14 protein-coding genes are annotated in these 14,374 nt (G+C 66.7%); 6 read left to right on the top strand and 8 right to left on the bottom strand.

Annotated elements, in window-relative coordinates; all coding sequences use genetic code 11:
• Nucleotides 1-12 precede the first annotated feature (12 nt).
• Entirely contained in the window at nt 13-1,377 is a 1,365-nt protein-coding gene (gene glmU, locus BLQ58_RS25460) for a bifunctional UDP-N-acetylglucosamine diphosphorylase/glucosamine-1-phosphate N-acetyltransferase GlmU (protein WP_092602994.1), read from the bottom strand.
• A 266-nt stretch (nt 1,378-1,643) separates the two neighbouring features.
• Here glmU and BLQ58_RS25455 point away from each other — a divergent pair, with 266 nt between their 5' ends.
• Entirely contained in the window at nt 1,644-2,468 is an 825-nt protein-coding gene (locus BLQ58_RS25455; protein WP_092603065.1) for a DUF6279 family lipoprotein, read from the top strand.
• A gap of 83 nt (nt 2,469-2,551) precedes the next feature.
• Here the strand turns inward: BLQ58_RS25455 and ttcA are convergent, their stop codons facing one another.
• The 3 genes from ttcA to BLQ58_RS25440 form a co-directional block, all read right to left on the bottom strand.
• Nucleotides 2,552-3,475, bottom strand: a complete 924-nt coding sequence (gene ttcA, locus BLQ58_RS25450) for a tRNA 2-thiocytidine(32) synthetase TtcA (protein ID WP_092602992.1) — start codon at nt 3,473-3,475, stop codon at nt 2,552-2,554.
• Nucleotides 3,476-3,609: 134 nt separating this feature from the next.
• Complete coding sequence (locus tag BLQ58_RS25445; protein WP_092602991.1) at nt 3,610-4,008, bottom strand: dihydroneopterin aldolase; 399 nt, start codon at nt 4,006-4,008, stop codon at nt 3,610-3,612.
• Nucleotides 4,009-4,032: 24 nt separating this feature from the next.
• Nucleotides 4,033-4,854 (bottom strand): SDR family oxidoreductase, encoded by an 822-nt coding sequence (locus tag BLQ58_RS25440; RefSeq protein ID WP_175460004.1) that lies wholly within the window; start codon nt 4,852-4,854, stop codon nt 4,033-4,035.
• 16 nt (nt 4,855-4,870) lie between these two features.
• On the opposite strand from BLQ58_RS25440, the gene BLQ58_RS25435 reads away from it, so the two are divergent.
• On the top strand, nt 4,871-6,049 hold the full coding sequence (locus BLQ58_RS25435) for a class I SAM-dependent methyltransferase (protein ID WP_092602989.1): 1,179 nt from the start codon (nt 4,871-4,873) through the stop codon (nt 6,047-6,049).
• 20 nt (nt 6,050-6,069) lie between these two features.
• Nucleotides 6,070-6,264 (top strand): DUF2905 domain-containing protein, encoded by a 195-nt coding sequence (locus BLQ58_RS25430; RefSeq protein WP_092602987.1) that lies wholly within the window; start codon nt 6,070-6,072, stop codon nt 6,262-6,264.
• Nucleotides 6,265-6,305: 41 nt separating this feature from the next.
• Here the strand turns inward: BLQ58_RS25430 and BLQ58_RS25425 are convergent, their stop codons facing one another.
• The 4 genes from BLQ58_RS25425 to BLQ58_RS25410 form a co-directional block, all read right to left on the bottom strand.
• The gene (locus BLQ58_RS25425; RefSeq protein WP_092602985.1) at nt 6,306-7,547 is read right to left on the bottom strand and encodes a multifunctional CCA addition/repair protein; all 1,242 of its coding nucleotides are present in this window, start codon (nt 7,545-7,547) and stop codon (nt 6,306-6,308) included.
• Between the two features lie 2 nt (nt 7,548-7,549).
• Nucleotides 7,550-8,239 carry a glutathione S-transferase family protein gene (locus tag BLQ58_RS25420; protein WP_092602983.1) on the bottom strand — a complete coding sequence of 230 codons (690 nt, stop codon included), beginning with the start codon at nt 8,237-8,239 and terminating at the stop codon, nt 7,550-7,552.
• 205 nt (nt 8,240-8,444) lie between these two features.
• Complete coding sequence (locus BLQ58_RS25415) at nt 8,445-9,467, bottom strand: complex I NDUFA9 subunit family protein (protein WP_092602981.1); 1,023 nt, start codon at nt 9,465-9,467, stop codon at nt 8,445-8,447.
• A gap of 97 nt (nt 9,468-9,564) precedes the next feature.
• Nucleotides 9,565-11,532, bottom strand: a complete 1,968-nt coding sequence (locus BLQ58_RS25410) for a lytic transglycosylase domain-containing protein (RefSeq protein WP_092602979.1) — start codon at nt 11,530-11,532, stop codon at nt 9,565-9,567.
• Between the two features lie 101 nt (nt 11,533-11,633).
• Here BLQ58_RS25410 and BLQ58_RS25405 point away from each other — a divergent pair, with 101 nt between their 5' ends.
• The 3 genes from BLQ58_RS25405 (at nt 11,634) to BLQ58_RS25395 (ending at nt 14,353) form a co-directional block, all read left to right on the top strand.
• Nucleotides 11,634-12,266, top strand: a complete 633-nt coding sequence (locus tag BLQ58_RS25405; protein ID WP_092602977.1) for a 5-formyltetrahydrofolate cyclo-ligase — start codon at nt 11,634-11,636, stop codon at nt 12,264-12,266.
• A 141-nt stretch (nt 12,267-12,407) separates the two neighbouring features.
• Nucleotides 12,408-13,055 carry a DUF2846 domain-containing protein gene (locus tag BLQ58_RS25400; RefSeq protein ID WP_092602975.1) on the top strand — a complete coding sequence of 216 codons (648 nt, stop codon included), beginning with the start codon at nt 12,408-12,410 and terminating at the stop codon, nt 13,053-13,055.
• Nucleotides 13,056-13,087: 32 nt separating this feature from the next.
• Nucleotides 13,088-14,353, top strand: a complete 1,266-nt coding sequence (locus tag BLQ58_RS25395) for a S1 family peptidase (protein ID WP_092602973.1) — start codon at nt 13,088-13,090, stop codon at nt 14,351-14,353.
• Nucleotides 14,354-14,374: the final 21 nt, after the last annotated feature.

Raw genomic sequence — 14,374 nt, 5'->3', positions numbered from 1 at the left:
AACTGAACCCCTTTATTTTTTCGGTTGCTTGACCGGACGCTGCCAGGCGTCGATCGTCATCTGTTTCGCGCGAGACAGCGTGAGCTTGTCGGCCGGCGCTTCCTTGGTCAGCGTGGTGCCCGCGCCGATCGTGGCGCCACGGCGCACGGTCACCGGCGCCACCAGCTGCGTATCGGACCCGATGAAGACATCGTCCTCGATCACGGTGCGGTGCTTGTTCACGCCGTCGTAGTTGCAGGTAATCGTACCCGCGCCAATGTTCACGCGCTGTCCCACCGTCGTGTCGCCCACGTAGGCCAGATGGTTCGCCTTGCTGTGGTTGGCGATCTGGCTGTTCTTGACTTCGACGAAGTTGCCGATATGCACGTCCTGGCCCAGCTCGGTGCCGGGGCGCAGACGCGCGTAAGGGCCGATGCGGCCATCCGGCCCGATCTTTGCTTCCTCGAAGTGGCAGAACGGTTGCACACGTGCGCCGGCGCCGACCACGGTGTTGCGGATCACACAGTGCGCGCCGATGTGTACGCCATCTTCCAGGTGCACGCGGCCCTCGAACACGCAGCCTACGTCGATGGTCACGTCGCGGCCGCAGGTCAGCTGGCCACGCACGTCGATGCGCGCCGGGTCCAGCAGCGTGACGCCCGCTTCAAGCAGGCGTTGGGCGATGTTGCGCTGGTGGATGCGTTCGATCTCGGCCAGCTGGACCTTGCTGTTGATGCCCAGCGTTTCCCACACTTCGGCGGGCTGGGACGACACGATCTCCACGCCGTCGGTGGCGGCGCGCTCGATGGTGTCGGTCAGGTAGTACTCGCCTTGCGCGTTGTCGTTGCGCAGCGTGGACAGCCAGCGGCGCAGGTGGGCGGTCGGGCAGACGATGATGCCGGTGTTGATCTCGCGTATGGCGCGCTCTTCCTCGCTGGCATCCTTCTGTTCGACGATGCGTACGACATTGCCGGCCGCATCGCGCACAATACGGCCATAGCCGCTGGGATCGGACATTTCGACGGTCAGCACCCCCAGCCGTTCACTGCCGGCGGCCTGCACCAGGTGCTTGAGCGTGGCGGTCGAGGTCAGCGGCACGTCGCCGTAGAGCACCAGCGTGGGCTGGGCGTCATCGAGCAGCGGCAGGGCCTGCATGACGGCGTGGCCGGTGCCCAGTTGCTGCGCCTGCTCGGCAAAGGCAACATCGTTGGCACCCACCGCCTGGCGCACATGCTCGGCGCCGTGGCCGACCACGACGACCAGCCGCGACGGCGACAGCGTACGGGCCGTGTCGAGCACGTGGGCCAGCATCGGTTGGCCGGCGACCGGGTGCAGCACCTTGGGCAGCGTGGAGTTCATGCGCTTGCCCATGCCCGCGGCAAGAATGACGATATTCACAAGGAGGTTCCTAAGTGAGTGTGTCTGAGAAAAAGCTGAAGAATCCGAGCCTGGGAGCAGTGTGGCCGATGTGGCTGAACCGTTGCCACGACTGGGCTGGCGGGCGATTCGCCGGCCCCGGAAACATGCGCGCCGATTCTAGCACGCGGGCCTGTGCCGCATCGGGTCCATCACCTCGCGTTACCGTTGTTCACATTTGGTCACGCGGCGTTTTTGCATGGTTTGCAGCATTTACCATGATCCTGGCGTTGGCTGGATGCAACGCCATGAAGCTGGGATACCAGCAGGGCGACCGCCTGGCCTACTGGTGGGTTGACCGCTATGTCGATGTATCCGACGCCCAGGAGCCGCCCACCAAGGAAGCCATCGCCCGCTTCTTTGCCTGGCACCGGCGCGCCCAACTGCCCGAAATCGCCACGGTGCTGGCGCGCGTGCGCGGTGAAGTCGGTGGCGAAGTCACCCCGGCCATGGTGCGGCAGGTCCAGCAGGACTCCCAGCGCCTGGGCCGCCAGGCCTTCGACAACGCGGTGCCCGACCTGGCCGACCTGCTGCTGACGCTAGAGCCCGACCAGATCCAGCGGATGGAGGCGAAATTTGCCGAAAGCAACGCCAAATACCGCAAGGAATTCCTGAAATCGGACCCCGCAGCCCGTACCGACGCCCGCTTCGACAAGATCATGAGCTACGCCAAGCTGATCTACGGGTCGTTCTCCAACGAGCAGGAAAGAGCCATCCGCGAGGCGATGGGCCCTTATATGCAGAGCGCGGACGCGCGCTATGCCGAGCGCGTCAAGCGACAGCAGGAATGGGTGGCCCTGGCCCGCGAGGTCTCCGCGAACCGCCCTCCCAAACCCCAGGTGGAAGCCATGCTGCGCAAATACGCCGACGACTGGCAGCGGCCCGGCGGCGGCGAGCAGCGCAGCACCTCGGCCGGGGTGGATCTGACCGTCAGGATCGCCAATATGACCACGCCGGAGCAGAAGGCCCATGCCGTCAAACGCTTCGACGGCTGGATCAACGATACGCGCTCGCTGATGGCCGAGAGCGGCCGGGCACCCCAGGCACCCCAGACACCCCAGGCAACCAGATAGGCGTCGGGCCTGCCGCCCCCTTCAACAGGAAAGCCCCGGGCCAGGCCACGGGGCTTTTTCTTTTCCGGGCACGGCGGCCAGACTCAGGCCGCCGGCTGGCCCGCCTTCTGGATCTTGTCGAAGCGCACGAATTCCATGCGGTTCGGCTCCACGTTTCCGGTGAACTGGAGCGCCTGCTGGCTGTAGGTGGTCTCGCCGAACAGCGACGCCTCATCCACCTTGGCCAGGCCGGTGGCCAGCCCCGTGAACGGGAACAGCTCGGTATCGGCCAGGTGCGATGGCACCACGTTGCGCAGCGCCGAGAAGATGTTGTCGATGCGGCCCGGGTGCTCGCGCTCCCACTGCTGCACCATCTCGCTCACCTTCTTGCGCTGCAGGTTTTCCTGCGAGCCGCACAGGTTGCAGGGGATGATCGGGAATTCCATGGCGCGCGCATACGACGCGATATCCTTTTCCGCGCAGTAGGCCAATGGACGAATGACGATGTGCTGGCCGTCATCGGTGGCCAGCTTGGGCGGCATCGCCTTCATCTTGCCGCCGAAGAACATGTTCAGGAAGAACGTGTTGACGATGTCGTCGCGGTGGTGGCCCAGCGCGATCTTGTTCGCGCCCAGTTCCTTGGCCGTGCGGTAGATCACGCCACGGCGCAGGCGCGAGCACAGCGAGCACGTGGTCTTGCCCTCGGGCACCTTCTCCTTGACGATCGAGTACGTATCGGCCTCGACGATCACATACTCCACGCCGGTGGACTTCAGGTACTCGGGCAGGATGTGCTCGGGGAATCCCGGCTGCTTCTGGTCCAGGTTCATCGCGATCAGCTTGAACTGGATCGGCGCCCGCTTCTGCAGCGCCATCAGGACCGACAGCATCGTGTACGAGTCCTTGCCGCCGCTCATGCAGACCATGACGGTGTCGCCGTCCTCGATCATGCCGAAGTCGCCGATAGCCTTGCCGGTCAGCGACTGTAAGCGGGTTTCAAGGCGATAGAAGTTAGCCGAGTGACTCATAGGACGTACCTGTAACGGGTGCGGCGCTGAATAATGGCCGCGCGCCCGATAGAAATGCCGGAATTGACGGGGCGATATTCTACTGGACCGGCCCGTCCGGCGCTGTGGGCGTCCCGAGTCGCGCCGGCCCGTCTTCAGCCCTTCTTGATGTGGAACACCTCGACGCCAACCGAATCGCAATCGGGGTAGACATCGGGCTTTTCGGTCGACACCCGCACGGCGCGGACCTTGGGATGCTGCAGCATGGCGCGGGCCACGTCGTCGCACAGCGTTTCCTGCAGGTGGATATGGCCCTGGGCCATGCGGGCGGCTACCGTGTTGCGCATGAAATCGTAATCGACCACTTCCTCCAGGCGGTCGGCCTGCGGGGTGGTTTCAGACAGCGACACGAACAGGTCGATGTTCACCAGCACGCGCTGTTCGCCCTTTTTCTCGAATTCATGCACGCCGATGTTGATCTGCACTTCGTAGTTGCGCAGGAACATGCGGCGGCAGTCTTGCAGGCTGGGATGGGAAAGGGCGGCAAAGGTCATGGCAGGGTCAATCAAGGTACGGCTTCATTCAGTCAGGAACATCACGTCGCGGGCCAGCGGCATCAGGTGCTGGCCGCCGTCAACGTACAGCGTGGTGCCGGTCACGGCGCGCGCCCCGGCCAGATAGGCCACGGCCTGGGCGATATCGTCGGGGGTGCTCGACTTGCCCAGCGGCGTCATGCCGTGGGCCCGTACGAAGCCAGGGTCGGACTGGTCGCCGGACACCAGCGTGATGCCCGGCGCCACGCCCACCACGCGCAGGCGCGGGGCCAGGGCCTGCGCCAGCTGCACCGTGGCAGTCTGCAGCGCCGACTTCGACAGCGTGTACGACAGGAAGTCGGGATTCAGGTTGTTCAGCTTCTGGTCCAGCAGGTTGATCACCACGCCGCGCTGCTCGCCGGCATTGTCGGCATTGCTGCCGTCGCCACCAAGCGCCTTGTGCATCTCACGCGCCAGCAGCAGCGGGGCTGCCACGTTCGTGCGCATATGGGTGTCGAGCGATCCGTACGAGAAGCTCGTCGCCACGTCGTACTGGAACAGCGAGGCATTGTTGACCAGGCAGGTCGGCGCGCCCAGCGCATCGACGCAGGCGGCCACCAGCTTGCCCGTGGCGGCCTCGTCGGACAGGTCGGCCTGCAGCACGGCGGCCCGGCGGCCCAGCGCGCGGATCTGCGTGGCCAGCACCTCGGCTTCGTCACGTGACCGGTTGCAGTGGACGGCCACGTCCCAGCCCTGCGCGGCAAGCTCCAGCGCGATGGCACGGCCCAGCCGGCGCGCCGCGCCGGTCACCAGCGCCACGCCGCGCGATTGGACGCCCGGGGCGCCCTGAGTATTCGAATCTGGCATTGCTACAATTCGCGGTATGCAGAAAGTCGCTAGTCTACCCCTTCCCTCCGCCGATGCGCTTGACGCGTCCAAGGCCCTTTCCATCGTTATCGGCGACGCCATCACGGCTTCCGGCGGCTGGATCGGCTTCGACCGCTACATGTCGCTGGCGCTCTACGCCCCCCGCCTGGGCTATTACAGCGGCGGCGCGGCCAAGTTCGGGCGAGGCGCCGACGACGGCAGCGACTTCATCACCGCCCCCGAACTGACCCCGTTCTTCGCCCGCACGCTGGCCCGCCAGTTCGCGCCGCTGATCCAGATGTCCCTGCCGCGCGTGATGGAATTCGGCGCCGGCACCGGCCGGCTGGCCGCCGACCTGCTGCTGGCACTGGAATCGGAAAATGCGCTGCCCGAGTCGTACAGCATCGTCGAGCTGTCCGGCGAACTGCGGGCCCGCCAGCAGGACACGCTGGCACAGCGCGCCCCCCATCTGGCGGGCCGCGTGCAATGGCTCGATGCCCTGCCCGACAGCTTCGAAGGCGTCATCGTCGGCAACGAGGTGCTCGACGCCATGCCCGTGCGGCTCTTCGCCCGTATCGGCGGCCAATGGCACGAACGCGGCGTGGTGCGGCGGGGCGATACGTTCGCGTACGAAGACCGGCTGCTCGACGCCGCCGCCGTGCCAGCACAGCTCCACGAGATTCCCGGCGACCACGATATGGTCACCGAGACCCATGCCGAAGGCGAAGGCTTCACGCGCGCCGTGGGCGCCCTGCTCAAGCGCGGCGCGGCGTTCTTCATCGACTATGGCTTCCCGGCATCGGAGTACTACCACGCGCAGCGCGTGGGCGGCACGCTGATGTGCCACTACCGCCATCATGCGCACCCCGATCCGTTCCTGTATCCGGGCCTGCAGGACATCACGGCACACGTGAATTTCAGCGGCATCGCCGAAGCGGCGGTCGATGCAGGACTCACCGTGGCGGGCTTTGCGTCGCAGGCGCGCTTCCTGATGAACGCCGGGATTACCGAGCTGATGATGTCGCTCGACCCGTCCGACGCGCGCAACTTCCTGCCGCAGGCCAACGCGGTGCAGAAGCTGCTCAGCGAGGCCGAAATGGGCGAGTTGTTCAAGGTCATCGCGCTGGCACGCGACGTCGACGATGCCTTGCCGCTGGCCGGATTCGCTCGCGGCGACCGCAGCTACGCACTCTGACCGATCAACGGGCCATCACCATGTTGCGCTGGACCTTCACCATCTTCCTGTGCGTGATCGTGCTGTCGGCGGCGTTGCCGTGGCTGCAGAAGATCGGCCTGGGACGCCTGCCCGGCGACGTGCGCTTCCGGCTGTTCGGCAAGGAATACGTCCTGCCGTTCGCCTCGACGATCCTGCTGTCGCTGGTGGCGCTGGTGATCGGGAAGGTGCTGTAGCGCTGTAGGGCTGTAGGCGGTAGGGCCTGGACGGCAGCGATCTAGTCCGGCAGCCCCAGTTTCTCCGCCACGGCCGCCACGCGCGCCTTGTGCACCTTCTCCTTGATCAGATCCACCCGATCTCCACACGCCTTCGCCACGGCCCCGGCATCGACCGATGCCGCCGCCTCGCGGGCGGCCAGCAGCCGCGCGGTCTGCGGATAGTCGCGGTCCTCGAACCCCAGCCGGCCACGGGCGTCGGCCTCGCAGGCCTGCAGCGCCTCGGCGAACCGGTCGGGCTTGCGCAGCGCGTCGCTGCGCTCCACCAGCCGCGTCAGCGCGGCCGCGCCGAACGCCTCCGAGCGATGGATGTTGCCGTGCTCGCGCGCAACCAGCAGCGCCAGTTCGCGGCAGTCGTTCGGCACGCGCAGGCGCTTGCACACCGCTTCCAGCAAATCCACGCTGCGTTGCTCGTGGCCGATATGGCGCGGCAGCACGTCCTCTGGCGTGGTGCCCTTGCCCAGGTCGTGGGTCAGCGCCGCAAAGCGCACCGGCAGCGACGCGCCCTGCGCGGCGGCGTAGTCCACCACCATCATCACGTGCACGCCGGTATCCACCTCGGGATGGTAGTCGGCGCGTTGCGGCACGCCCCAGAGCCGGTCCAGCTCCGGCAGCAGCCGCGCCAGCGCGCCACATTGGCGCAGCACGTCGAACATGCGCGATGGCCGGGCTTCCATGAGGCCGCGCGCCAGTTCCTGCCAGACGCGCTCGGGCACCAGGGCGTCGACCTCGCCCGCATCCACCATCCTGCGCATCAACGCGACGGTTTCCGGCGCCACCGAGAAATCGTGGAAGCGGGCGGCGAAGCGTGCCGCGCGCAGGATGCGTACCGGGTCCTCGGCGAAGGCTTCGGATACATGGCGGAACAGGCGCGCCTGCAGGTCCTGCTGCCCGCCGTACGGATCGATGATCGGCCCCACCAGGTTGTCCTGCTCGTCCACGGCCTGCGCCATCGCATTGATGGTCAGGTCGCGGCGCACCAGGTCGTCTTCCAGCGTGACATCGGGGCCGGTATAGAACGCAAAGCCCTTGTAACCCACGGCCGTCTTGCGCTCGGTCCGCGCCAGCGCGTATTCGGCCCGGGTCTGCGGATGCAGGAAGACCGGGAAATCCTTGCCCACCGGCTTGTAGCCGGCGGCCTCCATCTGCTCGGGCGTGGCGCCCACCACCACGTAGTCGCGATCCTGGCTCGGCTTGCCCAGCAGTTGGTCGCGGATGGCCCCGCCGACGGCGTACACCTGCATGATCAGCCCGTGACGATGATCGCGTCGGCCCGTTCAGGCTGCGTGCGGTAGGGTTCGTCGGCCGGCACGAAGTCGCGCTCCTCGCGGGCACCCGCCACCCATTCCTGCATGGCCGGCAAGGCCAGGATGAAATCGGCGTAGGTCTTGGCGGCTTCGGGCAGATGCACGCCATAGGTGGCGAAGCGGCTCACCACGGGCGCGTAGAACGCATCGGCAATCGTAAATTCGCCAAACAGGAACGGGCCGGCGGCGCCGTAGCGCGCACGCAGGTCGGTCCAGATCGCGGCAATGCGGTCCACGTCCTGCTGCACGGCGACGTTCCAGCCCAGGCCCGGCAGCACGGCCGTACAGTTCATCGGCATCTGGCTGCGCAGGTTGCCGAAGCCCGAGTGCATCTCGGCGCAGACCGAGCGAGCCATGGCGCGTGCGGCCACGTCGGCCGGCCACAGCTGCTTGTGCGGAAATCGCTCGGCGGCGTATTCGGAGATCGACAGCGAATCCCACACGGTCACGTCGCCGTCGATCAGCGCCGGCACCTTGCCGGCGGGCGAATAGCGGGCAATCTCCGTCCCGAAATCCTTCGTGAACAGGCGCAGCGGGATTTCCTCGAAGTCGATGCCGGCGTGGCGCAGCAGCAGCCACGGACGCAGCGACCAGGACGAATAGTTCTTGTTGCCGATGACGAGCTTCATCGTGAATTCCTTGGGGGCGGAAACAGAGGGGGCAAATGCGAACCGCGCAAAGACGACGGCGCGGGCGCGGGCGCGGGCAAATCGCCAGGCGCCCCGAACCAGACATTCTATCGGCGCGGCGCGCGGCCTCCAAATGAATTGCGCTCGCAAGGCTGTGAGCGCCAATCACATCGGTGCAAATTGCGTGCCCTGCCGTGCCGGGGCTTCAGCGATGCACGCTGCCGCGCATGGACTGGAAGAACGTGTCGCGGCTGCGGCCGGCGAGCACATCGGTCATTACGACCTCCAGGCTCACCGGATGGACGCCCAGTTCCGCCGCCATCGGCTCGCCGAGCACGTTGTCCAGGCGCATCGAGTCGAGGTTGTCGCGCGACAGCACCGTGCCGCCCGGCATGTGTTCCAGCACCGCGGCCTGCATGCGCGCCAGCGCGTCGGGCAGTGCGATGATCGGCCGCGGATGACCCGACGCCCGGCCCGCGAACTTGACCAGCTCCTCCAGCGTGTACACCTGCGGACCGCCCAGTTCGTAGGTCTGCCCGACCGTCGAGCCATTGGCCATCGCGTTCACGAAGGCCTGTACCACATCCATCACGAACACGGGCTGGAAGCGCGCATGGGCGCACGCCAGCGGCACCACCGGCGCCATCTGCTGCAACTGGGCGAACAGGTTCAGAAAATGATCGTCGGGGCCGAACACGACGGATGGACGGAAGATGGTCCAGTCCAGCCCGCTCTCGCGTACGATGCGCTCGCCTTCGCCCTTGCTGCGCAGGTACATCGACGGCCCTTGCGGGTCCGCGCCGAGCGCGCTCATGTGAATCAGCCGGCGAACGCCGGTGCGGCTGCAGGCCTCCACCAGCTGGCGCGGCAGATCGACATGCGCGGCGGCGAACTGGGGTCCGTACGGGTCGCCACGGTCGCCGTGCAGGACGCCCACCAGGTTGACGACGATGCCATCGACGCCAAGCGGGCCGATCGCGTCATCCAGCGAAGCCGCGTCGGCCAGGCCGAGTTCGGCCACTTCCACGCGCGGCAACAGCAGCAGATGCTGCGCATGTTCGACGCTGCGCGAGCCGACCACGATGCGGTCGGGCGCGATGGGACTATCGGGATTGGTGGCCGGATCGAGCGGTGCGCCAGAGGCGGACGCCGCGCCGGCCAGGCGGGACACGAGGTGGCTGCCGATGAAACCGGCGCCCCCGACGACAAGGACGTTGCTGGTCTTCATTCTGGGGCTCCGTGACGATTCGTGTGACGCTTGCGTGATGCACGCGTCCCGACGGTCACGGAGCCGCCGCCCCGTCCCTATGCAGGGTGTTGCAGGGTCAGGGCAGGCTGGTCGTCGTGACCGAGGACGGCGCGACCACCCCAAGCCGGTCTTTCAGCGACTGGGGACGGCCGCTCATCAATGCAGCATAGTACGTAGCGTTGGAAAGCACATTCTTGACATACGTTCGCGTTTCCGTGAACGGGATCGTCTCTGCAAAGATCGCGCCTTCCACGGGCCGCGACAGGCTCGAACGCCACGATTTCGGGCGTCCCGGGCCGGCGTTGTACCCGGCGGACGCCAGCGTCCATGAACTGTCGAGGTCCGTCAGTACCATGCTCATGTAATTTGTACCGAGCAGGATATTGATATTCGGATCGCCCATCATCGACGGCGAGAAGTCAGCCATGCCGATCTTCTTCGCCACGTACTTGGCCGTGGCCGGCATCACCTGCATCAGGCCATGCGCCCCCGCCGACGAGCGCGCATTCATGATGAAGCGCGATTCCTGGCGGATCAGGCCGTACGCCCAGGCCATGTCCAGGCCGACGTCATCGGTGGCCCGCTGCATGATGTCGCGATACGGCATCGGAAAACGCTGGGCGAAATCGTGTTCGGCCTTCGTACGGTCCGACGTGTTGACCGTGCGGTCCAGCAGGTCGATCTTGCGCGCGTACTCGGCGGCGGCGATCAGTTCGCGGTCGCTCATGCCGCGCAGTTCCCAGTTCCACTCGCGGTTGCCCTCGAAGCGCAGGTTCAGGTCATAGAATTTCTGCGCGCGGACAAAGCCGGGTCGCGTGCGCATGGCCATGGCCTCCGCGTCGCCGACCGTGGTGCGGGCCGGCAGCGTGATCCGGTTGCCCAGTTCCTCGCTGGCCAGCTGCCCGTAGAAATTGAACTGGCCCGCGATCGACTGGAATTGCGCCTGGGCTTCGGCGCCACGGCCATCGGCCTTCAGCGCGCGGGCGTACCAGTACGTCCACGCCGGGTCCTTGGCGCGCAGCTCGGGGCGCATCAGTTCGATCGACTGGCGCACCTGCTTCCAGTCGCCCTGGCGCAATGCCGCGCGCACGCGCCATTCCTGCGTTTCGTCCGACAGCCACTGGTTGCCGCCCAGGTCCATCTGGCGGCGGTAGTAGCCGGCCGCTTCCGGCATCAGCTTCTTGGCCGCGTACTGGCCAACCACGCCCCACGCGGCACCCTGTTCGTCGCGCGACAGGCCGCCGGCGATCGTGTTCAGGTACGACGCGGCCTGCGACGGGTCGTTGCGGGCCATCTTGACCACGGTGGCCAGCGAGTCGCTGTCCACGCGTGCATCGGGCACGGCAGCCGCGATCTTCGCGGCCAGCGTCGTGTAGTTCTGTTCCAGCGCCTGACGTGCCTGGAACGCCACGTCGCTACGCTGGATCTGCTGGCTCTGCGCCAGGTAGCCCACCAGATCAACGCAGCCGTCGCCGTAGTAGCGCGGATCCACCAGCGTCGCGCGCGCCTCGGCGGCCACGTTCTGGCCCTTGAGCGCCTTCGACAGCAGCGCGTAGCACTCCACCTGCGTGTCGTCCTTGAGCACGAACTGCGGGTACTGGATATCGAAATTGGCCCACTCGCGCTTCTTGCCCAGCACCAGCAGCCAGTCGTTGCGCATGCGGTCGGCAATCGCCTCGCCCTGGTAACGCTGCAGGAACGCTGCCACTTCGGCGTCGGGCGCGTCGATGCGCGCCTGGCCGCCGGTATCGAACATCTGCGGCTTGATGCGGAAGTACTCGACGTACGACGGAATCGGGTAGTCCACCAGCGTGGCCGAAATGGCTGCGGCGCGGTCCGCGTCGTTCTTGCGGGCCGCTTCGCGCAGCGCCACGAAGGCGTCGTCCGGGTTGGACGGAATCATCGTCGACGCGGCGGGCTGCTGCGGCGCCGGACGCGATGGCGCCGGCTTCTTCTGCGCGTATGCCGGCATGGCCAGCACCGCGCCTGCGAACGCGAGCCAGGCGAAGCGGCCGGCCCGGCGCAGATATACTCCCTTCGACATTCTTGGCTATCCCTTATGTGGTGGCGCGTGCCCATTCACGAACACAGGCACGCATGCTTCATCTGTTTCTGATTGTCTGATCGCGGTCATTATTGCACGCCATGCCCCCATCCCAAGCCCCGGACAACGGGCCGGACGCCCGTCAATTCCCGGCCATCACGGACCAGCCTGCCGCCCCCGCCAACGACCGGCGCGCCCTGCGCCGCGACCTGCTGGCGCGGCGCGCCGCGCTGCCCGATCGGGCCGCATCGGATGCCGCCATCGACCGGGCGCTGGGCCCCCTGCTGGAACGCCTCGGCGTACGGAATCTGGGGTTCTACTGGCCGATCCAGCACGAATTCGACGCCCGCGGCACGGTGGCCCGCTGGCTGGGCGGGATGCCCGGCCGCATGGCCGCCCTGCCCGTGGTCTCGGCCCCGGGCACGCCGCTCGATTTCCATTTCTGGACCCCTGACACGACGATGCGCGCCGGACACTACGGCATTCCGGTACCCGACGGCACCGAAGCCATGACGCCCGACGCGCTGCTCATTCCCTGTGTCGGTTTCAGCGCCAACAAGTTCCGCCTCGGTTACGGCGGCGGCTTCTACGACCGCACGCTGGCCGCCCTGGCCGGGCTCGGCGTCACGCCCATCGCCATCGGCATCGGCTTCGACGCCTGCGAGATCCCGCTTGTTGCAGAAGCGCACGACCTGCCGATGGACTGGATGGTGACGGAGCGCGGTGTGCGGTAAGCTCGCGAAGCCGCCAAAACGGCACCTGACGCCCATCCCGGCCTTGCTCGACGGTTGTGGAACGGCCAGCCTTTCGCTGCTGCCGGCGTCAGGGCGCACTAAAAAAATAACGAACACTAAGAACAAGAGCAGGGAAAAGTCATGCAATTGACGGGTAGGGTTTCGGTGGCCCTGGCGGCCGCCGCGCTGTTGTCCGGTTGCGCTAGCGGGCCGAACTTCCAGGAAATGGCGTCGTCGATCCCGACGCTAGGCAGCGACGCCGGCCGGGTCTATTTTCTTCGCGACTCCACGCCCCTCGGCATGGCCATCCAGCCGGAAATCCGCGTGAACGACGAAGCGGTCGGCCGTAGCCGCCCTGGCGGCTTTTTCTATATCGACCGCAAGCCCGGCATGTATGTCGCGGCTGGCACGACGGAAGTGGAATCGCAGTACACGTTCGACCTGAAGGCTGGCGAGACACGCTACATCCGTACATCGATCACCTTCGGCATCCTGGCTGGCCGGCTGGCGTTCCAGGAAGAGCCTGCCGCGAATGGCCACGCATTGCTGGACAAGTTGTCCTATACAGGCGACGCGTCGGCCGACATGGGGGGCACCCAAATGGCGTCCGTACCCGCTGCCAGGCAACCGGTCGCGATGCCCGCCACGACGCCGTCGCTGGCTCCGATGTCCCCGGCACCGGCTCCCGTGCAGACTGCGGCCGCCGCGACGACGGCAGCCCGGCCTGCCGATACCGCCGGCAAGGTGCCCACGCTCGACGACTTGCGCTACCTGTTGCCCGCCCGCTGAACTTTCACCGAACCTTTCGCCACTGCCGCCCCATGCGTAACACCGCCCCGCGCGTCACCACGGGCCTGCTCGCCCTGTACGCCCTGCTTCCTTCTTCCGCGTTCGCGCTCGACTCTGCCCAGATGCTTGCGAAAATTTCGCCAAGCGTCTATGCGGTGGCCACCTTCGGGCCGCAACGCGCACCGCTCTCTACCGGTTCTGCCGTGGTCATCGGCGCGGGTCAGCTCGTGACTGCCTGCCATGTGCTGGCAGGCGCGCGCACCGTGTCAATCCAGCGCGACAACGTGAGCTATGGCGCCACACTGGAAGCCCCCGACGTGGAGCGCGACATTTGCCTGCTCAAGGTGGCCAACTTCAACGCGCCAGCCGTTACGGTTGCTATCGGCGCGCCGGCATTCGCCCAACGGGTTTTTGCCGCCGTAGCCACGGAAAGCGGGCAGGTTTCGCTGAGCCAGGGGGCGATCGCAGGCTTGCGTGCATCCGCAGATGGCGGCCTGGACCGCATTCAGGCATCGATCGCGCCCAGTGCGCAGATCAGTGGAGGCGGCATGTTCGACGACAGCGGCCGCCTGATCGGCGTGCTGACGCGCCCGGCCGCCGGCGACACGCTGACCAGTGCGCTGCCCGCTGCGTGGATCGCTTCAGCCTCGGCACGTGGCACGCGCGCCCTTGCCGGATACACGCCGGGCCCCGCGCCCGCCGCCGTGACGGCCGCAACGCCGGCACCCGCCGCTGCACCGACGGCCAATGCTTCGCCCCGCGTGGGCGAGACGTGGCGCTACCAGCTGACCGACAGGCTGACGGGCGTAAAGCGCGATGTGGTCTATCGGGTCGACCGTATCGACGGTGACAAGGTCACGTTTAACCAGGGGGCCAGGGTGGAATCGCGCGATGGCCAACTGCAGAACCTGGCCACGCCCCTGGGCGGCGAGTTCGACTCGCTCAGCCCCCCGGCCGGCTGGGTGCCGGCGAATGTCAAACCAGGCATGACCTGGAAATACTCGTACAACGCGCCCGGCAGCGGCGCGCGCATGGAACTGCAAGGTCGCGTTACGGGCCCGAGCGCGGTCCGGCTGCCGATGGGGGAATTCCAGGCGCTGCGCATCAGCTACGAAGGGCTTCAGCTGCGGTCTTTTTACGGCGCAGCAGCCGTCGGAAGCCTGATCTCCGTGCCTTACAAGATCGTCGTCTGGTATGTACCGGATCTGCAACGCGTGGTGAAGTTCGATGCCACTTTCATTCACAAGTTCGACCGACTCGATGAGAGCCTGACTCTGGTTGAACACCGTTTCGACTGACCCATCGTCCCCCGCTGCCCG

This window comes from Ralstonia sp. 25mfcol4.1 (genome assembly GCF_900104095.1).
Classification (GTDB): domain Bacteria; phylum Pseudomonadota; class Gammaproteobacteria; order Burkholderiales; family Burkholderiaceae; genus Cupriavidus.
Note: the sequence above shows the minus strand (reverse complement) of the source record. Positions and strands in the feature narration are given on the sequence as shown.